The following is a 20,068-nucleotide window of genomic DNA, read 5'->3' on the forward strand; positions in this document are numbered from 1 at the left end:
GTGGTGTTTGAGCGTCAGGTCGTAGTCGAGCGTTGTTCCGGCCGCTTGACGCAGCGAAAACCAACGTGACTGGTTGAAGTGTCCTCGGGTTCGGCATGCCGCGCGGCCGGACGGTAACGCCGGCAATAATTCGGTGCGCAAAGATGCGAACCGCCCTTGAGGACGCGCCGGGGGATAAGGATTTGCGGCGTGTGCGGATCATAGCTCGCGTCGATCGGACCGCCGCGCGGGTTAAGCGGGATGCAGCAAGCTTTTGCCGCCGGCTCCTCATGACGTGTGGACCAGAAATCGCCCGTCCACTCCCAGACATTTCCGATCATGTCGTAAACGCCATAACCGTTCGGCGGGAATCTGTGGACGGGCGAGGTCCGGTCGTCGCCTTGGGAGCGAAGGTTGTGATGTGGAAATATGCCTTGCCAGGTATTTGCCATCTGCCGGCCCCCGGGGTTCAGTTCGTCACCCCAGGCAAACTCGGTTTCGTCGAGCCCACCGCGGGCTGCCAGTTCCCACTCGGCTTCCGTCGGCAGGTCCTTGCCGGCCCAATCCGCGTAGGCCTTGGCATCCTGCCACGCCACATGTACGACGGGATGGTCGAGTTTGCCGCGCAAGTCGCTGCGCCGGCCATAGGGATGACGCCAGTCGGCCCCGAATTTGTAAGTCCACCACTGGGAAATATCGGGGCTTGTGACCGGGCGGGTCGGCGGATCGAACATCAGCGAGCCCGGCTTCAACATATGTGGTAGCGCACCCGGATAATCCTTTGGATCCGGGGCCTTTTCGGCAACCGTGACATGGCCGGTCGCCTTGACGAATTCCATGAATTGACGGTTTGTGACCGGGGTGGCCTGGATCCAGAATCCGTCGACCTCGACCGGGTGCGCAGGGGACTCCTCCGGATAGTGCTTGTTCGAACCCATCATGAAGGTTCGTCCGGGGATCCAGATGAGGCCGTCCTCCGATTTCAACTGGTCGTTGAAGCCATCTCTTTGGGCTGCGGCGGGCATTCTACCTCTCCGAAAGTCAACTTGTGCGAGCATTGCCGCGAATTCGCTGCGACTGAAGTACGTTACAGTTACATACTGTTGTTTCTGGCCGGACGCTGCCAGTTGTCGAACGGCGGATTAAGCGGAGGAAGCGCTGGTGTAACTATAACGGATCGCCGGTCGCGGCGGCGATACTTCATACGCCAGGCCAATATGGCTGACGCAAGAATACGCGCACTGCCTTGTGTCGGTGGATGCGGCGCACCGAAGAGATCACGTTCAAATCCTGGCAGCGCGTCCTGCACCGACCGGTCATTGCTTGCCTCAGCCCAATCCGTCGCGCTTCGAAATCCCATCGCTTTCGTCCAGAGGTTGAGCGCCGAATAGGCACGCTTCGCGTCGCCCGAGTTGAGCGCTGCCAGGAGTTCACGGTAGCGCGTGGGTTCGGATTGGGCCCGAGCCTGCTTGCGCGCATCAACCCAGCGTTTCATGCGGGGCCACAGGCGATGGAGGAGGAACGCCAGGACAAGGGCGGCGAGTATGGTGATGCCAATGCCAACCATGGCGCGGATGGAAAGGCGGTCTGGTGCTTCCTTCGCCTGCGGAAGATCGGGCGCAATAGCGTCGGCCGTCGCTGGCTTTGCCTTCACGGCGAGGACGAGGGGCTTCAGTTCGGCCCGCTGCGCCTGCATTTTTTCCGTGTCGAACCAGGTGACGGTCAGTGCGGGAAGCGTGAACGTTCCCTCTCTATCCATCACATAGGTGACGCGCTCGGTGCGGCTGCTCCCTCGCTCACGGCCACCGCTGCCGGCAACATTGTCTGCGAGGGTCGGGGCCTGGCGATAGAGTTTTACGCCATCCGGCACGTCGAACGATAATTGCGGCAACATCATTGCCCGCGTCCCTGTCGCAAAGAGCGTAACCCTGCGCACAAGCGTATCGCCGACCTTGAGATTGGCCGGGTCACCGTCGAGGGTCTCACTAAGTTCGGCACGCGCGGCGGAAAACGCCGATGCTTCGGCCCCGGGTGGCAGTTGCGCGGCGACAAAGGTGACTGCGGGAAGGTTTACAGTTGCTGGGGTGGACTGACCCGGCAGCCTGGCGTAGGCGAGCGTGACGCTTGCTGTCGGGAGCGTAAATTCGCCGGCGATCTGCGGAATAATGAAATAGGTGCGGCGAATGCCGGAATATTCTTCGCCGTTGACGGATTTGACCAGATTCTGGGCCCGCTCGTCGGGAAGCGTCACGATTGCGTTCGGGACGTCGAGCAATGGAAACTGCGGCGGCGATGTGAAGAAGTTCGGAACGTAGACGTCGACATCGATGCTCACCTGCTGGCCGACCACAATCTTGCCCTGTGTCGCCAGCGACGTTTCCGCGAATGGCTCGGCGGCGTAAACCGGCGATGCAAACAGAAGAGCAAGCGCGACAAGCCAGCCAAAATATCTCATTGCTTGCCTCCTCGCGCCTCGATGGCAAATTTGCGGGCAAGAAGATCGGCCGGACTGACCTCGATATTCTTCATCCATAGATCGGCTGTCTGTTCAGAAACGTTGACCTGCCCCTTTTTGCCCTGCTTGCCCTTGTCGTCGAACTGGACCTGATCAGGTTTGAGATTGGGGTCCTGTTGCTGTTCCTCTTCTTCCTGCTTTTGCAGCGACACGAGTTTCTCGGCAATGGCGAGATTGGCCTTGGCCTCGGGCCAATCTGTTCGAAGTTCCAGTGCGCGCTTGTAGGCGGCGATCGCCTGATCCAGCCGATTGAGGTGAAGCAGAGCGTTGCCCTGGTTGTACCAGGCTTCTGGCGTATCCCTTGCCGCGAATGCATCGACCGCTTCGCCGAACTTGCCAGCGCGATAGAGTGCGATGCCGCGCCATTCATTGTCCCTGAAGGCAGCCGCGGCGGCGGGATAATCGCCGCGCTCATAGGCGAGGCGTCCTTGCTGGTCCGGCGTCAGCCACATATCGGCAAGGCTCAGATCGGCGGCGCTTGAGGTATCGGGGCTGAAAATGAGATGGAAGGCGACAAGCGCGCCGGCCCAGCGCACGACCCAGCCCCGCCGGAACGACAGCGCGGCAAGTAGCACGATCGGTATGGTCAACCACCAGCCGAAGTCGCGCCAGCGCGTTTCGGCTTCGGCGGCCTTCTGCGCGAAATGCGTCTTGATCCGCTCCACGACCCAGCGCACGTCGCTGTCGTCGCTCGTAAAGGTTGCAACGCTGATGTTTCCGGCGCCTTGCAACCGTTTCAGTTCGTCCACGTCAAGCTTGGCGAAGAGGCGACCTCCGGCAGCATCACTGGCGAAACCTCCACCGCTGGTTTTGACCGGACCGCCCTCGGCTGTGCCAATCGCAAGGAGCACGACATTGTTGCTGCCGCCGAACCGCGCCACCTGATCGAAGGCGGCCGCATCGACACCGTCGGTCATGAGAAGAATCGTTCCGGGCGCTTGCGCACTTTCAAGCGTTTTCTCTGCCGCTGCCAATGCGACAGCAGTATTCTTGCCGGCAACGGGCATAATCCGCGTGGCCAGCGAGTCGACATAGGTGCGCACGAGCGCTGCATCGTCGGTTAACGGAAGAACCAGATGCGCCGAGCCCGCATAGGCAATGATGGCGGTTCGCGCTGCGGGCCGCGCGGCAAGGATGTCGTGAACCTTGAGCTTCGCCCGTTCAAGCCGCGACGGGGTGACGTCGATAGCGTCCATCGTCTGCGACAGGTCGATGGCGATCACCAGCGGCGCTTCGTCCTGAACGAAGGGCGGGAGTTCGCGTTGCCAAGTCGGACCGGCAAGGGCGAGTGCTGCGAGGGCGATGAGCATTGCTGTCAGGTGATAGGGCCGCAGCCGCCCCTTGGATGGATCGTCGGAGACGAGATGATCGAGCAATTGCGGCGCAATCATATCGCGCCAGCGCAGCCTCATGTCGGACTGGCGCGATGCCAGCCACAACATTGCGATCGCTGCGAGGATCGCGAGCAGCCACCACGGCCGAAGGAAGTGGAAATCGGCGATCATTGGCTGGCTGCCGGTTCAAGCGCAGCGCCGCTGCGGTTTCGCAGCCTTGCGAACAGGAGCGCCAGAAGATGATAAGCAATAAGGAGCGAAAGCGCGGCACCGAGAGGATAGTGGAACAATTCGATGCGCGGACGCCAGGATAGTGTTTTCTGGTTCATGGGCGTGATGCGGTCGAGCGTCGTATAAATGTCCTGAAGCCCGGTCTGGTCCTGGCCGAAGAAATATCGTCCGCCCGTCGTCGCTGCGATTTTTTCGAGTGAGGCAGTGTCGAGCTTCTCTTCACCGGTGGCTTGGGGATTGCCGATGCCGATCGTATGGATCGTGATCTTTGCGTCCCTGGCTATGTCCGACGCCTTGGCCAGCGGCATCTTGCTTGCCGTATCGTTGCCGTCAGTGAGAACGATGAGCACCTTCTCGGGCGCGCTCGTATCCTTGAACATCTTGATCGCCAGCCCGATGGCATCGCCGAGTGCCGTCCGCGGCCCGGCAATTCCGGGCAACGCCTCCGTGATCATGGTCTGCACGGTGGGATGATCCATGGTGAAGGGGACGAGCGGGTAGGGTGCGTCGCCAAAGGCGATGAGGCCGATGCGATCAGCGGGGCGCTTCTTGACGAAGTCGCTGACGACGCTGCGAACCGCGTCTATCCGCGAGATGAGGTTGCCGCCGGGATCGCGAAAGTCCTTTGTCTCCATCGACTGCGAAAGGTCGATCGCCAGCATCAGGTCGCGCTGCGGCTCGGTCTTCTCGATCGGCGGTTCGACATATTGCGGACGGGCGAGAGCGATAAGGACAAGAAGCCAGCAGATCGTTCCCACGATCAGCTCCGGCCAGGTTCTACGCGTAACCAGTGAGCCGGTCGATGGGGCTATTCCCGCGGCCTGCGTGACTTCTTCGAAGAATGGAATGCGTACCGAAGCAGATTGCGAGCGATATGGCGGCAGGAGCCACCAGACGAGGACCGGCAATGGCAGCAGCACCAGCAACCACGGGAAATCAAGCTGGTACATGGTGCTTCTCGATCCAGTGGCGTGCGGCTGCGAGCAATTGCTTGGGGTTACCTGAAGGATCGCTCTCCCGTGTGGGGTGATATTCCAGGTCGTCGAGCATATGGACAAGATCTGCGCCGAGGTTTCGATCCGGCAGGGCATTTTGCAGGAACGCGACCCATGCCCCGCCGCTTTGCGCGGCAACCGCATCGCGCGGCCAGACGGCCAACGCAACGCGCTTGACCAGAATCGGTACCTCCCGGGCGATCGTATCCGCATCACCATCGCTCTCGAGCCGATCGAGAATTTGCAAGGCTTCGCGCCGGTAACGATTGGCTCGTCGCCTCTTGAACCAATGCCAGCAAGCCATTGCCAATGCTGCAAGAAGGAGGATTGCCACCAAGGCCCAACCCCAGGTTTGCGGGAACAGCGCAACGGGGGCGGGGGTTGCGATATCGGCCAGTGATTTCAACGCCTGTTGTGTTGCGAGATCGAGCGGCGTATCGGCCATCATCGCCTCCTTTGCTGCCAGGCGGTCTGCGCCAGCAATCGGCGCAATTGTGGCGCCGTCTCAAGCGCGGTCGATACCGGCAGCATCGGCAGGCCGAGTTCCTGCTGCCAGGCCAACAATTCGCGCCCTCTGCTTCGGGCAAAATCGCCGATCGCGTTGCGTGCCTTTGCCTGCTGGAAAGCGAGTTCTGCTTGCATGGAGCCGCCCCTGATGACAATCTCGCCTTTGGTTGGCAATTCGAGCAGGAACGGGTCATAGACCAGAATGGCGAGCACGTCATTGCGCACGCTGAGGCGCAAAAGGAGATCGCGCGTTTCCGCCGAATGTCCGTCAAAATCGCTGACGATGATCACGAGGTGATCGTGATGCGCGACATTCTCCACGGTCCGCAGCACCGTGTCCAGCTGCCCTGTGGCGCGCTCGCCGGGCGCGCGCGCATTCAGCGCCTGGTTCATGGCGGCAATGCTGTCGCCCAAGGCAATGACGGACTCTCGGCTGCGATGCGGCCGCAACTGCGTTGTGCCACTATCGTTGAACACCTGCCCGCCGACCCGGTCGCCCGAGCCGAGAATGCGCCAGGCGCACAGCATGGCGGCTTCCGCAGCCGTGACCGATTTCATGACGCGACGGCTGCCGAAGAACATATTGGTGCGCTGGTCGACGACGATGAGGGCAGGACGTTCCTTTTCCTCGCCGTAGATGCGCACGAAGGGTTTGTTGGTGCGCGCCGTTACCCGCCAGTCGATGGTGCGTATATCATCGCCCGGAAGATATTCGCGCAGTTCCTCGAAGGTCAGTCCGCGTCCGCGCATCCTGGAACTGTGGCGCCCGGTCAGGGGCTGCTGTACCGCGTTCCTCTGGATGAATGTCAGGTCGCGCGCTGTCGATTCGAGTGCGGCGAGCTGTTCGACTGAGACATAAACGCCGTCGGAGATTTCTTTCGTGGACGAGGAAGCGGGCGCCATGGCACTCAGGCCACCGCTACGCGTTCGACAATCCGGTCGATGACTTTGTCGGGACCGATATCCGCGGCATGTGCCTCATAGGACAGGATCAGCCGGTGCCTGAAAACATCATGGACGATTGCCTTGACATCGTCGGGCGTGACATAGTCGCGGCCCTTTAGCCACGCATAGGCGCGTGAAACCTTGTCGAGGCCAATGACGCCGCGCGGGCTGACACCGACTTGCAGCCATTTGGCGAGGTCCGCGTCGATCTTGTCGGGGTAGCGTGTCGCGAAAACGAGTGCCACCATGTAGTCCTCGACCGGCTTGGACACGGTGATGGCCGATATTTCGGCACGGGCATCGAAGACTGCTTTGGGATCCAACCTGTCGTCGGTTTTTCCGGCCTTGGACTTGGTTGAAGTCTCTTCACTGCGAACGAGCCGCATGATCGCCGCCTCCGACTGCTCATCTGTGTAGCCCACTTCGACGTGCATGAGAAAGCGGTCAAGCTGAGCTTCGGGGAGCGGATACGTCCCTTCCTGCTCAATTGGGTTTTGCGTCGCCATGACCATGAAAAGGTCAGGCAGGGGATAGCTTTTGCCCCCGACGGTCACCTGGCGTTCCTCCATCGCTTCAAGCAGCGCCGATTGCACCTTCGCCGGCGCACGGTTCACCTCGTCGGCAAGGATCAGGTTGGCGAAGATCGGCCCCTGCTGGAATTTGAACTCGCCCTTGCCGCCCTCGCTGAAGTAGATTTCGGAGCCGGTGATGTCGGCCGGCAAAAGGTCCGGCGTGAACTGCACGCGCGACAGCTTGGCATCGAGATTTTTGGCCAGACTCTTGATCGCCCGCGTCTTCGCAAGGCCGGGCAAGCCTTCTACCAGCAGATGGCCATTGGCAATGAGGCCAAGCAGCAACCGCTCGACCATTGTGTCCTGGCCGATGATCGACTGGCCGACCCGCTTGCCCAATGCGAGAATGTCGTCACGTGCGCTCATTGTGTGTTCCCCCCTAAAAACCAGGCATAGTAGGCATTGTCGGGTGCATGCTCGCTGACGAATCCGGCGTTACGCTGCCATGCGTCCCGATCACCGCGATAGGCGCTTAGGCCGGCATTGTAGAACGTGTGGAGAATTTCCCGTTCCTGCTTCGTGGATGTGATGAAGGCCGCATCGGCATTGACCAGAGGCGGTTCACTGGCAAGTGCGAGAAGTTTCGGCAGGACTGTCGGAAAGGTGTCGGGTCTCACCCACGCCGCATATTCGATGCGAGGCATATCGTCGGTCACGGGGGCCGCGTCTCCGGCATAGGTTTCAAGTCCCTTGCGATCCATCACGAATGTGGCCATCAATTCAGGAAGTGAATTGACGCCGACTTCGCGCAAGGCCTGCCTCACACCGGGTTGTTCTAACCGCGCACTCATCTGAGCGACATCGAGGTTCATGGGTTCGAACGAGCCGACGAGGAGCATTTCATGCAGTTCGGTTGTCCATAGGGATGCTTGCGGAAAGACATCGATGAAGCTTCGAACGAGCGAGCGCGTATCCTCATCGTTTTGCGTCGGCAACGGGAGCCATTGCGCGACCATGCCACCTGGCCGCAGCCGTGCTGCGGCAAGCCTGTAGAAATCGGTGGAGTAGAGATTGGCGACCCCTGCGGCCGAGGGGGGCGGCGGTTCGAGCGTTACGAGATCGTAGGACTCTTCGCTTCCAAGCAGTTCCCGCCTGCCATCACGCAGCCTGATATCGAGGTCGGGCGAGGAGGCAGCATTGAAATTGCCCTTAAAAAGGTTCGCTGCCCGCTGCACGCCCGGGAGGAGTTCAGCGGCGACGCGCTGGTTGAGCCCATCGTAGGCCAGGAGCGCACCTGCGGTTATGCCGGTTCCGAGGCCTACAACCATCGCCGCCTGCGGCTGCTTTTGCATGGTTATCAGGGGAAGGAGCGCCTGGAGCCGCATGTAGCGCAGGGAGGGCAGGGAGTCTCCCGTATTGGAAACACCCTGGATATAGAGTCGGCGGAACTTGCGGTCGCGGCCCTGTTCGACGACCGCGACGGTTGCGCCAAGGCCTTCCTCGTAGAAGACCAGCCTTCCGGCCTGTGCACCGGGCAGCAGACTGGCGAAGCGATCAGAGGGGACGATGAAGGCCAGGGCCAGCGTCAGGATGCAGACCGATGCGATGGCAATGCGGTGGAGGCGTACGGCTGCGACGTTGCGAAACACGGCGATCAGGCCAATGACGGTGGCAGCGACGGCGAGGATGCCGAACGAGCCGACGAAGCCGAAAGTGGGAACGAGGACAAAGCCCGTAAGGACCGTCCCAACAATGCTGCCGAGCGTGTTCCAGCCGCTGACGAGCCCGACGCCGCTTCCCGTCCGGCCATCTTCAACCACGAGCTTAAGCGCAAAGGGAAAGGCGGCGCCAAGCAGAAGCGTCGTTGGAAGCACGATGAGGATCGCGGCGACCGCAAAGCGTGCCGACATTCCCGCAAGCTGGTTTCCTGTCAGCTGAAGCAGCCAGTACTCGGCCATGGACTGCAGCATGATGATCCAGTTGCCGAGGAACGCGATGCCGCAAAGACCGATGAGGCCCGCGCCGGCGATTAGCAGGCCGAAAATGCTCCAGTGGTCGCGAACGCGGTCGACCCATCTCGAGGCAAGTGCGGACCCTGCGGCCAAACCAATGAGGTAGGTGGCGAGCACGATGGCGAAGGCAAATGTCCGTGTGCTCATGAACTGGACGATGGATTGGGTCCAGATGACCTCGTAGCCGAGTGCGATGCCGCCCGCCACAGAATACAAAAACAGGGCAAGACGAACATTCCGGTAATTCACATTGGCAGGCGAGATGGTTTGCGCTTGAGCAGGCGACGCAAGGACCAGCGCAAGGGCAGCTGCAAGAAGGCTCAGCGCCGCCGCAGCATAGGCGGTGCCGGAGACACCGAGATAGGGGATGAGGAGGAATGCAGCGGCGAGGGTGCCGGCAATGGCTCCGGCGGTATTTGTCGCATATAGGCGTCCGCCCTTGCGGCCGACGTCGCGGTTCGACGCGGCTACCGATCGCACCACCGCCGGAAGGGTGCCGCCCATGAGGACAGCGGGAACACCGACGAGAGCGAAAACGATCAACCAGGCGACGGGTGCAGCGGAATTCTCGATAATTGCAAAGGACGGCGCAAAATGTGCGAGCGCGACGGTAACTGCAATGCCGCAAAGGGCGACACCCGCCTCGAGCAGCGCATAAAACCGAAAGGGATAATAGCTGCGATCGATTGCGGGCCCGAGCAACAGACTGCCGAGCGCCAACCCTGCCATGAACGCTGCAACGCCAGCCGTGACGGCATAGACGTCGACGCCAACGATCAGCGAGAGTTGCCGTACCCAGACGACCTGAAAGACCAGAGCTGAAAAGCCCGAGGCGAAAAGCAGAAGGGCAGGCGGCGCCGTGAGGGTCAATCGTTGGGGCATGGAAACCTCAAACTGTTCGGCACCGGCAGGCTGGTTGGAAAGTTGCGTATCAACGCTCATCTGATGCGCTCCGCAATGGATTGTTCGGCTGGCGCATCTTCTGGGCGCCAGCCGGTTATCGAAATCAAACGGGCGTTATTGCGCCTTGTTCTGCTTTGCCAGTTCCTCGTCGATCTTCTTGTGAACGGCTTCCTCCACCTGGTCGACACTGAAGCTTGCCGGCTTCTGGCTCGGCGGATAATCGACGAAGGTTTGAAGGAACTCCGAAGCTTTCAACGTGGCTATACCCGTCAGATACGCGTTCTTCGCCAGCCAGTCATTGTACTGGTCCGAAGTGATGTCGGCGCGCTCATAGGGGTCCATGCGCAGGTTGAAGATCTTGGGAAGACGCAGGCAGGTAAAGGGCTCCTGCCAGATGTTGAGGTTGCCTGGCGCGCGCTGCTCGCAGAACACTGCTTTCCAGTTGTCCCAACGCATGGCGACGAGTTTACCGTCGTCGTCGAAATAGTAGAACTCGTTGCGCGCACTCTTTGGCTGCTGACCTTCGAGATAGGGCAGCTGATTGTAGCCGTCGAGATGCACCTTGAAGTTCTTGCCGCCGATATCGGTACCCTTCAGTAGCCGGTCCTTGATATCCGTGTCGCCAGCAGCGGCGAGCAGGGTCGGAAACCAGTCGAGGCCCGAGAACATGTCGTTGCTGACGGTATCGGGTTTGATCTTGCCTGGCCAACGGATCATCGCCGGGACGCGGAATGCACCCTCCCAGTTGGAATCCTTTTCGCTGCGGAACGGCGTCATCGCCGCATCCGGCCATGAGAACATGTTGGGCCCGTTGTCGGTCGTGTAGACGACGATCGTGTTGTTGGCGATGCCTTCGTCGTCGAGTGTCTTCAGAAGTTTGCCGACGTCCTGATCGTGTTCCCACATGCCGTCGGCATATTCATTGCCCGGCATGCCGCTCTTGCCGCGATACTCTTCCCGCACATGAGTAAATACGTGCATGCGGGTTGTGTTCATCCAGACGAAGAATGGCTTGTCGCCCTTGCTGTGCTGCTTGATATAGTCGATCGCGGCACCCGTGGTCTCGTCGTCGATCGTTTCCATCCGCTTCGTCGTCAACGGACCGGAATCCTCGATCTTGCCATCGGCCGTCGCCTTGATGACGCCGCGCGGCGAGAAATTCTTAACAAAGGGATCATTGGGGTCCTTTGGCCAATAGGGTCGTTCCGGCTCTTCCTCCGCATTGAGGTGATAGAGATTGCCGAAAAACTCGTCAAAACCGTGCTTTACGGGCAGATATTCATCTTTGTCGCCAAGGTGGTTCTTGCCGAATTGGGCGGTGTTGTAGCCAAGCGGCTTAAGGGCCTGGGCGATTGTTATGTCGCGGTCCTGGAGCCCGACCGGTGCTCCGGGCGCGCCCACCTTGGAAAGACCGGTGCGCAATGGCGTCTGGCCGGTGATGAACGAAGAGCGACCGGCGGTACAGCTGTTCTCGGCATAATAATCCGTGAACATCATGCCTTCCTTGGCGATGCGGTCAATATTCGGTGTCTGGTAACCGACGAGGCCGCGGGTATAGGCGCTGATATTCGTCTGGCCGATATCGTCGCCGAAAATGACCAGGATGTTGGGTTTGGGAGCGTCCTGCGCCTGCGCGGCCTGAACTCCGGGCCATTGCGCAAAAGCAATCCCTGTCGCTATGGCCGCGCCAGCGAGCAGGGAGGTTCTCGCCTTGGCTCCGCTCGGAACGCAAGCTTGCCAAAGCCTGCTTAAATCAATCTTCCATTCAACTGACATCAGGATCCTCCTGGAGACGGGGGCAAATTTCGTGCTGAAGCATTGTACTCTCGTGTCTGGGCCCAGGGATTATCAGGCCCCTGCAACCGCTGCGCGTGTTTCTGCCCTGGATTGGGCTTTTGGACGACCTGCATGCTTTCGGGCTTCGGCTTCCGAAGGAAGTACGTAACTGTAACGCAATGCTTGATTTTAACGGGAACGGGACGAAATTTTATCTGCCTGTCGCAGAGCGTTCTGTAACAGTTAAGTACTTTGTCTTCGGATGAGATGCGCTCATGATGTCTGCACGTTAGACGCGAAAACTCAGCAGGAGACGTGAATGAAGGCGGTCACCGTGAAGACCCTATGTGCAATGATCTTCGCCACCGGTCCCTTGATATGGGCATTGCAGGCGAAGGCTGACGACGTACGGCTTTCGGGCTTTCCATCGCTGATCCTGTCGGGTGGCACAGCCAAATCAACGTCCTATCAAATGCCCAAGCCCTTCAACAATATGCTCAAGGCGGACATGCTCGACATTTCGTTCGGAGCAACGACGCTCGATGCAATCCAGAAGGCGTTTGGCGGCGAGATCAGGACGCGCGGTTCGGGCGCCAATGGTGTCAGCTGGCTCTGCTACCAGGTTGCGCTCGATGGCCATGCGTCGAATCTCTGGTTTATTTCCAATGGTGAAGCAGCGGGTTCGAAACGGCTCCTGACGATGGTATCGGCTGAGGAGAGCGAAACTGCGCGGTCAGGCTGCTCCCAAGGTCCTGAAACCTTGACGGCGTGGATGTTGCCCGTACCAGGCTTGAAGGATGACGAGACGGATCTGCAACAGGCTTTCGGCATGAGCATTCATGACGGGATTATCCGTTACTCGAATGAACAGGGCCCAAACAGCAATGGCGTGACGACCCTGCAAGCCCTCGTCTATCGGCTCGACGAAGGCAAGATCGACGGCATGTCGTTCAGTCAGGTTACGGCCAAATGATCTCGTCTATTTGCCGAGCGCAAACTGAAAGTTGACGCCGACGAAAACCTGCCACTCGGGGTTGCCGCGGCCGTGATCGAAGACGGTGTATTGCGGCTCGACGAAGGCGTTCATCGTCACCTTGTCGTTGACCTGAAACACCTTGCCGACGCCAAAACCGACCGGAACCGAGTAGTTTCCGCTCTCCAGGTCGAAGTTCCAGATGGCGGATGACCTGAGATAGAAACCCTTGCTCAAATTGAAATTGACGATAGGCTGGAACGTTGCGAGTGAAACATCATCCCGGTCGCTTTCGCCGGCAAATGACGTCTGGTAGGTGACGAGACCGCCGAGCAGGCCCCAGCTTTGCGGTGCGACCACAACGCCGGCGGCGCCCGCCTGCCATTTGCCGGCGCCAAGGGCATCGTCCGTCGCAGTCGGGAGGACGACGAGCGGGCCGGCGCCGAATGAAATCTCCTTGCCGGGCACGAGGAAAATGTCCATCAGCGTCAGGTCGCCCAGGCCCGTCGTATATCCTGTCGGAAATTCCGGTGCGGTCGCGACTGGCAGGGTAAAGCGGATCAATTGCGGTGCGCCGAAAAGGTCCGAAGGCACGAGACCACGCAGCAGGAACTGGTTAGCGTAGCGGTCGCCCGGCAGTCCGCTCAGTTCGGGAACGTAGTAGTCATGAAAATTCAGCGTGATCTTGGGCGTAAGCGGGTTGTTTGCAGCATTTACATCTGCGTGTTCCTGTGCTGATGCGGCTTGCGTACCCAACGAAATCGCGCTGCCGGCCACAATCAATACATCTAACGAATAACTTAAATATCTCATGAACTTCATCCCTTAATTGAAAGCCAAGGTCAGCCAGATTCCATCCTCCATGACAAGTTCGTAACTGTAACGTTTACGGCCTCCCGCCCATGCCGGGGTAGAACGACCAAAAAGGGGGCAATCCAAATTCATCCAAGGCAAAACATTTCGTTTTTTGGGCTCGCGGATTTGCGGCAACGGACCCCCTGTTAACCGTTACGTACTCCCATAAGGCGAGACATCATTCTATGATCAATGACCGAGCGGGGCCTGGGGATATAATTGCTGATTGCGGCCCGACCGGAGCTCGACGGAACAACGAGCAGGGGATGCAATTGAAGCGATGTCGACCGCGTCTGCCCAAAGGGGACTGTGGAAATTGATGCTCAGGCTGCCTGCGATGCGTGGGCAGCTGCAGGTTCTCAGTGCGCGGAATACGACATTGCAAAGCTTGTGCGATGCCTTCGACGAGGCCAGCTCCACGCTTGATCGCTTGCGCCGCAACGGCTCGAAAGATCTCAAGCTGATTGCTGAATATGAAATGCTCTGCGCTGACATCGAGAGTGAAGTCATCGACATCTGCATCGCCACGCGCGGCAGAAGCTACTGAGGTAGAGCCTCCCCCACTATCGATCGCTGATCTCCTCAACCTGGTCTTGCGTCAGGACAATTCCATCGCAACCTGGGGGATTTCCCGTATGGCGTTGCGTAGCGTTCCGTTCAATTCTACTATCCAGTGAAACTGGGGGTGGGGCGCGAACATGGAAGTTGACTTCAATGTCGACATGCCAGACTCGGAGAGGATCTCCGAAGAAGAGGCGCGGGCGGAGCTCGACAGGCTCCTTTCGGACCCACAATTCCATTCGACCGAACGTAACCGGAATTTCCTGAGGTTCGTCGCCCAGGAGATGTTCGAGGGCCGGGCAGCCTCGGTAAAAGCCTATACAATTGCCGTCGACGTCTTTGGCCGGCCCTCGAGTTTCGACCCGACGACCGATCCCATCGTCCGCATCGAAGCAACCCGGCTTCGGGCCTCCCTGGCGCAATATTATGAGAGCCGGGCCGAGGAAGGCAGCGTACGCATCGAACTGCCGCGCGGCCGCTACATACCCGTATTCACCAAGGCGCCGCCGCAAGCGGAGGTCGTGGAAGAATGCGAGGAGGCGGAAGAACAGCCCGTCTTGCCCCCGGCGCAGCCTTCCCATAGCTTCATTACCAAGCGGCATCTTGCCGTTGCAGCAGGCGTCGTGTGTATCACAGCGATTTCTCTCGTGGCAGTTGCGGCCAACCGCCGTGTATTTTCCGACAAGCCGGTCGTTGCTGTCGAGATGAAGCTGGCAGGCGATGGCACCGATGCTGAAGCCGGCCTCATCCGCGACTATCTGATGACGGCGCTTTCGCAATTTCAGACTTTGACGCTGGCGGCGGCAGAAATGCCTTCCCCGGTAAAGGCGACGGTTCCAGCGCTTAGCTGGTTCCGTAGCGCCCGGCGTGCTGCGAATCCCTACCATGTCGTCCTAAAGTACCATCCGGACATAAATGGTCGCGCAGTCTGGTGGCAGGTCGTCGATCCGGTGAGCGGCGAAGCCCTGCGGTCGGGGGTCGAGCGTGCGAACCCGGACGACCGGCCAGACACGGAGGTTCGCCGCGAGCTTGTCACCGATCTCGCCACCCGCTTCGCCGGCCCGCAAGGCGTCATCAACAATATCGAGTATACGCGAGAACTCGCATCGCCCAGTCTCGGCAATGGCTGCATCCTCAGAACCGGGGTGGCGCTCGAGCGGCAAGATGCCGCCGAACTGGACGCCGTTCGCGACTGTCTCGCCGCCACTTTGCAAGCCATGCCGAACAATCCCGATGCCAACGCCGCCATGGCGGTCACCATGATCGAGTCCGCGGCGCCGGAAGTCGTCAACGGCACTGCAGCGCAGGCGCTGCTTCTGGCCAATAAAGCCGTTGCATTGGCGCCGATGTCGGACCGCGCCGGCTATGCGCAAATGCTGGCGCTCTATCACAACGGACAGAGTGAAGCAGCTTTCGTTGCTGGCTATCGGGCGATGGCGCTCAATCCCAACAATAGCTTCATTCCAGCCAAGCTTGGCGCGATGTTCTTCGCCAACGGCAATTGGACGGAGGGCGCAAACCTCGCCTCCAGGGCAGAACAGATCAACGGCACGCAGGATGATGCCGAGTTGATCCTTGCGCTTGATGCCTATCGCAAGGGCGATTTCACCAAGGCGGTGCTTAAGGTTCAGCAGATGGGTCATTCGGGGAACTATCTGGCCGATGTGCTTGAACTTGCAGCCTTCGGCCAATTGGGTGATGCCTCGGGCGTCCGGGAAACCATGGACCGTGTGACCCGCTATCGCGACCGCTTCTGGACGACGTTCCGCGCCGACATGATTGCGCGCCGCTATGCTCCGGCCATGATCGATGGGCTCGAGGCCGGGCTGGCCAAGGCCGGTCTTCCGTTGGCCCAGCCGCTTCCTGCAACCAATTAACAGTTACGTACTTGCAGGGAGTGGTGGTGTCGGTGAAATCTCACCAGCGCACTGCCGTTGCTCATCCGGGATAGAACCTGGGAAACCATAACGACACGGCGCTGCTGGGCGGGGAGGCCCAAAACAAATGAATAAGAGGTGGTTCGTCGGTGCTGTCGCGCTCGCGCTGGCACTCTTGTGCGTGCCTGCAGGCCTGGCGCTGGCGGAAACAAAATCCCTCGTCCAGCCCCATCTGGACGATCTTGACGGAATGAAGCAGCGGCGTCTGGTCCGCGTCCTCGTTCCTTACAGCAAAACGATCTTTTTCCTGGACAAGGGCCGAGAACTTGGCACAGCCGTGGACTTCGGGCTGGAGCTTGAGACAGCCCTCAATATCGGCAAGAAGCGCGAAGTCGATCGCATCCACGTTGCCTTTATCCCGATGGGACGCGACCGGCTGATACCGGCGTTGAACGAAGGGCTTGGTGACATTATCATGGCCAACCTGACGATCACGCCAGACCGCCTGAAGCAGGTCGATTTCACCATCCCTATCTATGACAAGGCAAGCGAGGTGCTGGTAACAGGGCCGGCCTCCGAAGAGGTAATCAACCTTGACGGTCTCTCCGGCAAGGAACTCGCAGTGCGGGAAACGAGCAGCTATTACGAGCATCTTTTGAAGGTAAACGAGGACCTTAAGTCGCGCGGCAAGGAGCCGATCAAGCTCAGGATCATGGACGACAATCTGGAGGACGAAGACATCCTCGAAATGGTCAATGCCGGCATTTTGCAGTACACGGTCGTCGACAAGTACAAGGCGGATATCTGGGCGACGATTTTCACCGACATCAAGGTGCATGAGGATATTGCAGTCGCCAAGGACGGCGAGATCGCTTGGGCGATCCGCAAAAACAGCCCGCAACTCAAGAAGGAACTCGACACTTTCGTCGCCGCCCACCGGGTAGGTACTGCGTTCGGTAACATGTTGCGCAGCAAATATTTCAAGAGCGACAAGATCCTGCAGCGCGCCTATTCGGGCGAAGACGTGGAAAAGTTCAAGCAGCTTGTCGAGATATTCCGCAAGCACGGCAAGACCTATTCCTTCGATTATCTGATGCTGATGGCGCAGGGTTATCAGGAATCAAAACTCGATCAGGCGAAACGCAGCCCGAGGGGCGCCGTCGGAATCATGCAACTGCTGCCCGCCACCGCGCGAGACAAGGCGGTCGGCATAAACGGCATCGACAAGGACCAGGACCGCAACGTCGAAGCCGGGTCGAAATATTTGCGCTATCTTATCGACACCTATCTCAACGAGCCGGACATGAAGGAACGCGACCGCCAATTGATGGCATTTGCCGCCTATAATGCCGGCCCGGGCAACCTCAACAAGTTCCGGAAAAGGGCCACGCAGATGGGTCTCGATCCGAACATCTGGTTCGGCAATGTAGAGAATTCGGCGGCCGATATCATAGGGCGGGAGACGGTGCAGTACGTCAGCAACATCTTCAAATATTACGTTGCCTATTCGATGCTCGTCGAGCGCCTCGGCGAGCATGCCGACGCGGTCAATGCCGGAGCCAAAGGCGGCTAGAGAAGCAGCAGACGCTTCAATACCGGTACGAGTTCCTTGATCGGCAGCTGCGTTATCGCGACGGCCACGAATGGAAGCAGGGCGGCCGCGGACACCGGTACCAGGGTGGAGCGGGTCACCAGCATGGGTGATAGCTTCTTGGCGGCGTCGTAGAATTTGCCGGGATCGCCGAGTTCATCGTCGGCCATAGCCTTGCCATCATCGGCCACGAGATTCTTGCCGAACGTCTTGCGCTCGACCTGCCGCTGGAAGTCCGTCCCGCGTTCGCTCGCCGCACGCAGCGCGCGCTTCTTGAAGTTGGCGAGAAGCGATATGAAGCCGGCGAGCGGTATGCCGAAATAGGCAAAAATGAGGGCCAGCCACAGCCCCATGACCTGCGCGATTGCAGTAACGGTAAAGCTGCCATGCAGCACCTCGTGGGTCACCGATGCTGCGATCACACAACTGACGGCCACCGTAAAGAGCACATAGGCGTTGGGGTATTGGCCGACGAAACCGAGGCCGGCGTGCCCGTCCGGGTGCGTTGCGACAAGTCGCGTTTCCAGCTTCGAAAGATCAGCAAGCAGCATCGACCAGATGATATGGCGCCAGAATGCGCGGGCAGCGAGGAACCAGAATAGCGTGTTGCTGACGGCAACCGCCCACCAGGCAGCGAGGCTAGGTGTCGGACCTTCCGGCCCAGCGGTCGCCGCCCAGGCGGCGAGTGGCTGGTCCTGCATGTTGTGGTAGAGAAGGAAGGAGGAGACGATCGCCAGAAAGAGGCTGACCAGGTCACCGGCCGGCGCATTCCTCCGCCGAAGCGCCTTGGCAACGGCAGCGCTGGCCGCGGCTCTGGATGCCTCGGGAAGCAATGGGCCCGAAAAGAAGTTCCGCACACCTTGCCGAAGATTATTTTCGATCTGGGTCTCGGCAAGCACCAGCAGGCCGATGGCAACGCAAAAGCGGGCCCAAGGTCCGGGGTCAAGCAGAAAAGGCCGCTCGGCAAGCGGCCCGAAAGCAGTGCCCGCGAGCAAGCTCAAGAGCAGTGGCACACCCCAGCTGAGCGCCACGAAGAGGGCGGCACGCAGTGCGGGCTTAAGGTCTTGGCGACGGACGAGTTTCGCTTGCAGCTGCAGATCATAGAACGGCCCTCCACGCGCAATGAGGAACTGCTGGCCGTCCTTGTGATCGTCGGTCATCGCATCACCCTAGTAGCTCAGTTCCTTCGATGGTGTCGGGCTGCCCAAGGTCGAACCCAGTTCGTCGCTCTTCTTCGGCATGCGCTTTGGCTCTTCAATCACGGTCAGCGGCGCCGCCACGGTTTTCGCTGCGATATTGCCGACGGTGCTGACCGAGCCGGCAACGACTGCTGTGATGCCCTGTCCAAGCGAGACGTTGGAGTCCGTCAGCGTCTGTCCGGTCACGAGGCGCTGGCCGATAAGCTGGACCACTTGCGGGCTCTCGGCGAACTTACCGTGGTTTAGGCTGTCGCCGGCTTTCACCTTGGTGAGGTCGATAACCGTGATGCCTGCGTGTTCCAGCTTGGAGCGGTAGGGCTCCTCCGCCGGATTGATGGCTCCAAGCCGCTGCACATCGCCGGAGATGAAACGCGACGCGGCGAGAGCGCGGTCGTCCTGCGAAACGAAAATCGTGAACTTCGGGCGCTTCTCTCCCATCTCGGTGAATTGCCGCGCGAACACATCGACATCGATATCCGGCGAGGCGAGGATTACATTGTCAATCTTCGGCGCTACGCGTCCGTCGCGAATTGCCATTTGGCGCAGCGACTCCATGGCAAGCCAGGTGCCCATAGAGTGGGCCATGACCGTGATATCCTTGACTTCGGGATCGTTGGCGAGAGTGCGCAAGGTTTGCTCGAAGGCAACGCGCGAATAGTTCGTGCTTTCCTTGTCGTAATTGTAGTCGAAGACGCTGGCGCGCGAAGGCCAGGTGAAGAGGATCGGCGTCACCTGTGCGCCGGAGTCGTGGACGATCTGGGCAAAGCGGAAGACGGAGTCCTCGTAGCGATTGTTGAACCCGTGCACGAAGACCAGCGCATGGCCGCCGACGACATGTTTGCGGAACCAGGCGCGTCCTTCGGCAACCGAATTCAATTCCTTCACGTGGGTAACCGCGAAGTCGGTCTTCGGATTGGGCGGTAGCCGCTTCGGCCACTGTACGGTACCGGGCTTGCGAATCTTGTCGGATGGGATCGAGACTGTAATATCGGTGAGGTAGGGTTTTGGACTACGCTCGCCGGTAAAGAGCGTTGCCGGATCGTCCGAGGGCACACGGCTTGTCACGACCAGCATGTCGACAGACGAGCCACCGGTCGCACCGGTGGTCATGACCGGCGCCATCACGCCTTTGGGGTGCCCTGCGCATCCGGCAAGGGCCAAACCAAGGACAATAATGGCAGGGGAAAATGTGCGGACGGACAGGAACATGCGTGCTTTCGAATATTGACGAACCATGGTCAGGCTTTCAAACAGGCGGATTGCTCCGAACTAAACAAAACGATACGCGCCGAACGACGACACT

Annotated in this window: 16 protein-coding genes; 4 read left to right on the top strand and 12 right to left on the bottom strand. The window is 59.7% G+C overall.

All coding sequences use genetic code 11. From position 1 onward, the window contains the following. Positions 1-14: 14 nt before the first annotated feature. The 9 genes from BLR72_RS04895 to BLR72_RS04935 form a co-directional block, all read right to left on the bottom strand. Positions 15-1,004, bottom strand: coding sequence for a formylglycine-generating enzyme family protein (locus BLR72_RS04895; protein ID WP_091945665.1), 990 nt, complete (start codon positions 1,002-1,004; stop codon positions 15-17). Between the two features lie 68 nt (positions 1,005-1,072). Next, positions 1,073-2,434: a BatD family protein gene (locus BLR72_RS04900; protein WP_175492269.1), complete on the bottom strand. Its 1,362-nt coding sequence runs from the start codon at positions 2,432-2,434 to the stop codon at positions 1,073-1,075. Continuing rightward, positions 2,431-3,999, bottom strand: a complete 1,569-nt coding sequence (locus BLR72_RS04905) for a VWA domain-containing protein (RefSeq protein ID WP_091945671.1) — start codon at positions 3,997-3,999, stop codon at positions 2,431-2,433. The genes BLR72_RS04900 and BLR72_RS04905 overlap by 4 nt, the downstream gene beginning before the upstream one ends. Then, positions 3,996-5,009, bottom strand: a complete 1,014-nt coding sequence (locus BLR72_RS04910) for a VWA domain-containing protein (protein WP_091945674.1) — start codon at positions 5,007-5,009, stop codon at positions 3,996-3,998. The genes BLR72_RS04905 and BLR72_RS04910 overlap by 4 nt, the downstream gene beginning before the upstream one ends. Further along, entirely contained in the window at positions 4,996-5,499 is a 504-nt protein-coding gene (locus BLR72_RS04915; protein WP_175492270.1) for a DUF4381 domain-containing protein, read from the bottom strand. The genes BLR72_RS04910 and BLR72_RS04915 overlap by 14 nt, the downstream gene beginning before the upstream one ends. Next, the gene (locus tag BLR72_RS04920) at positions 5,499-6,464 is read right to left on the bottom strand and encodes a DUF58 domain-containing protein (protein WP_091945677.1); all 966 of its coding nucleotides are present in this window, start codon (positions 6,462-6,464) and stop codon (positions 5,499-5,501) included. The genes BLR72_RS04915 and BLR72_RS04920 overlap by 1 nt, the downstream gene beginning before the upstream one ends. A 5-nt stretch (positions 6,465-6,469) precedes the next feature. Further along, complete coding sequence (locus tag BLR72_RS04925; RefSeq protein WP_091945680.1) at positions 6,470-7,444, bottom strand: AAA family ATPase; 975 nt, start codon at positions 7,442-7,444, stop codon at positions 6,470-6,472. Next, the gene (locus BLR72_RS04930) at positions 7,441-9,972 is read right to left on the bottom strand and encodes a fused MFS/spermidine synthase (RefSeq protein ID WP_244506618.1); all 2,532 of its coding nucleotides are present in this window, start codon (positions 9,970-9,972) and stop codon (positions 7,441-7,443) included. The genes BLR72_RS04925 and BLR72_RS04930 overlap by 4 nt, the downstream gene beginning before the upstream one ends. Positions 9,973-10,047: 75 nt before the next feature. After that, positions 10,048-11,709: an arylsulfatase gene (locus tag BLR72_RS04935; RefSeq protein WP_081815869.1), complete on the bottom strand. Its 1,662-nt coding sequence runs from the start codon at positions 11,707-11,709 to the stop codon at positions 10,048-10,050. Positions 11,710-12,028: 319 nt separating this feature from the next. Between BLR72_RS04935 and BLR72_RS04940 the strand changes: the two genes are divergently transcribed. Beyond that, complete coding sequence (locus BLR72_RS04940) at positions 12,029-12,682, top strand: hypothetical protein (protein WP_091945683.1); 654 nt, start codon at positions 12,029-12,031, stop codon at positions 12,680-12,682. A 6-nt stretch (positions 12,683-12,688) separates the two neighbouring features. On the opposite strand, the gene BLR72_RS04945 is transcribed toward BLR72_RS04940, so the two are convergent. After that, the gene (locus BLR72_RS04945) at positions 12,689-13,495 is read right to left on the bottom strand and encodes a hypothetical protein (RefSeq protein WP_091946607.1); all 807 of its coding nucleotides are present in this window, start codon (positions 13,493-13,495) and stop codon (positions 12,689-12,691) included. A gap of 361 nt (positions 13,496-13,856) precedes the next feature. Between BLR72_RS04945 and BLR72_RS04950 the strand changes: the two genes are divergently transcribed. The 3 genes from BLR72_RS04950 to BLR72_RS04960 all read left to right on the top strand — a co-directional run bounded on the left by BLR72_RS04950 (position 13,857) and on the right by BLR72_RS04960 (position 17,548). Next, positions 13,857-14,084 carry a hypothetical protein gene (locus tag BLR72_RS04950; protein WP_228019418.1) on the top strand — a complete coding sequence of 76 codons (228 nt, stop codon included), beginning with the start codon at positions 13,857-13,859 and terminating at the stop codon, positions 14,082-14,084. Positions 14,085-14,235: 151 nt separating this feature from the next. Beyond that, positions 14,236-15,975, top strand: coding sequence for a tetratricopeptide repeat protein (locus BLR72_RS04955; protein WP_091945686.1), 1,740 nt, complete (start codon positions 14,236-14,238; stop codon positions 15,973-15,975). Positions 15,976-16,102: 127 nt separating this feature from the next. Beyond that, complete coding sequence (locus BLR72_RS04960; protein WP_091945689.1) at positions 16,103-17,548, top strand: MltF family protein; 1,446 nt, start codon at positions 16,103-16,105, stop codon at positions 17,546-17,548. Here BLR72_RS04960 and BLR72_RS04965 read toward each other — a convergent pair. Continuing rightward, positions 17,545-18,726 carry a hypothetical protein gene (locus BLR72_RS04965; protein ID WP_091945692.1) on the bottom strand — a complete coding sequence of 394 codons (1,182 nt, stop codon included), beginning with the start codon at positions 18,724-18,726 and terminating at the stop codon, positions 17,545-17,547. The two genes, BLR72_RS04960 and BLR72_RS04965, sit on opposite strands and share 4 nt — an antisense overlap. 9 nt (positions 18,727-18,735) lie before the next feature. After that, the gene (locus BLR72_RS04970) at positions 18,736-19,974 is read right to left on the bottom strand and encodes an alpha/beta hydrolase (RefSeq protein ID WP_228018193.1); all 1,239 of its coding nucleotides are present in this window, start codon (positions 19,972-19,974) and stop codon (positions 18,736-18,738) included. Positions 19,975-20,068 lie beyond the last annotated feature (94 nt).

It is taken from the genome of Phyllobacterium sp. YR620, assembly GCF_900104165.1.
In the GTDB taxonomy this organism is placed as follows: domain Bacteria; phylum Pseudomonadota; class Alphaproteobacteria; order Rhizobiales; family Rhizobiaceae; genus Phyllobacterium; species Phyllobacterium pellucidum.

Bases quoted from the DNA above. Each gene is read 5' to 3' on its own strand.
- BLR72_RS04900 (WP_175492269.1), bottom strand. From the start codon at position 2,434: ATGAGATATTTTGGCTGGCTTGTCGCGCTTGCTCTTCTGTTTGCATCG.
- BLR72_RS04915 (WP_175492270.1), bottom strand. From the start codon at position 5,499: ATGGCCGATACGCCGCTCGATCTCGCAACACAACAGGCGTTGAAATCA.
- BLR72_RS04955 (WP_091945686.1), top strand. From the start codon at position 14,236: ATGGAAGTTGACTTCAATGTCGACATGCCAGACTCGGAGAGGATCTCC.
- BLR72_RS04965 (WP_091945692.1), bottom strand. From the start codon at position 18,726: ATGACCGACGATCACAAGGACGGCCAGCAGTTCCTCATTGCGCGTGGA.
- BLR72_RS04905 (WP_091945671.1), bottom strand. From the start codon at position 3,999: ATGATCGCCGATTTCCACTTCCTTCGGCCGTGGTGGCTGCTCGCGATC.
- BLR72_RS04950 (WP_228019418.1), top strand. From the start codon at position 13,857: ATGCTCAGGCTGCCTGCGATGCGTGGGCAGCTGCAGGTTCTCAGTGCG.
- BLR72_RS04960 (WP_091945689.1), top strand. From the start codon at position 16,103: ATGAATAAGAGGTGGTTCGTCGGTGCTGTCGCGCTCGCGCTGGCACTC.
- BLR72_RS04920 (WP_091945677.1), bottom strand. From the start codon at position 6,464: ATGGCGCCCGCTTCCTCGTCCACGAAAGAAATCTCCGACGGCGTTTAT.
- BLR72_RS04930 (WP_244506618.1), bottom strand. From the start codon at position 9,972: ATGAGCGTTGATACGCAACTTTCCAACCAGCCTGCCGGTGCCGAACAG.
- BLR72_RS04925 (WP_091945680.1), bottom strand. From the start codon at position 7,444: ATGAGCGCACGTGACGACATTCTCGCATTGGGCAAGCGGGTCGGCCAG.
- BLR72_RS04935 (WP_081815869.1), bottom strand. From the start codon at position 11,709: ATGTCAGTTGAATGGAAGATTGATTTAAGCAGGCTTTGGCAAGCTTGC.
- BLR72_RS04970 (WP_228018193.1), bottom strand. From the start codon at position 19,974: ATGTTCCTGTCCGTCCGCACATTTTCCCCTGCCATTATTGTCCTTGGT.
- BLR72_RS04940 (WP_091945683.1), top strand. From the start codon at position 12,029: ATGAAGGCGGTCACCGTGAAGACCCTATGTGCAATGATCTTCGCCACC.
- BLR72_RS04895 (WP_091945665.1), bottom strand. From the start codon at position 1,004: ATGCCCGCCGCAGCCCAAAGAGATGGCTTCAACGACCAGTTGAAATCG.
- BLR72_RS04910 (WP_091945674.1), bottom strand. From the start codon at position 5,009: ATGTACCAGCTTGATTTCCCGTGGTTGCTGGTGCTGCTGCCATTGCCG.
- BLR72_RS04945 (WP_091946607.1), bottom strand. From the start codon at position 13,495: ATGAGATATTTAAGTTATTCGTTAGATGTATTGATTGTGGCCGGCAGC.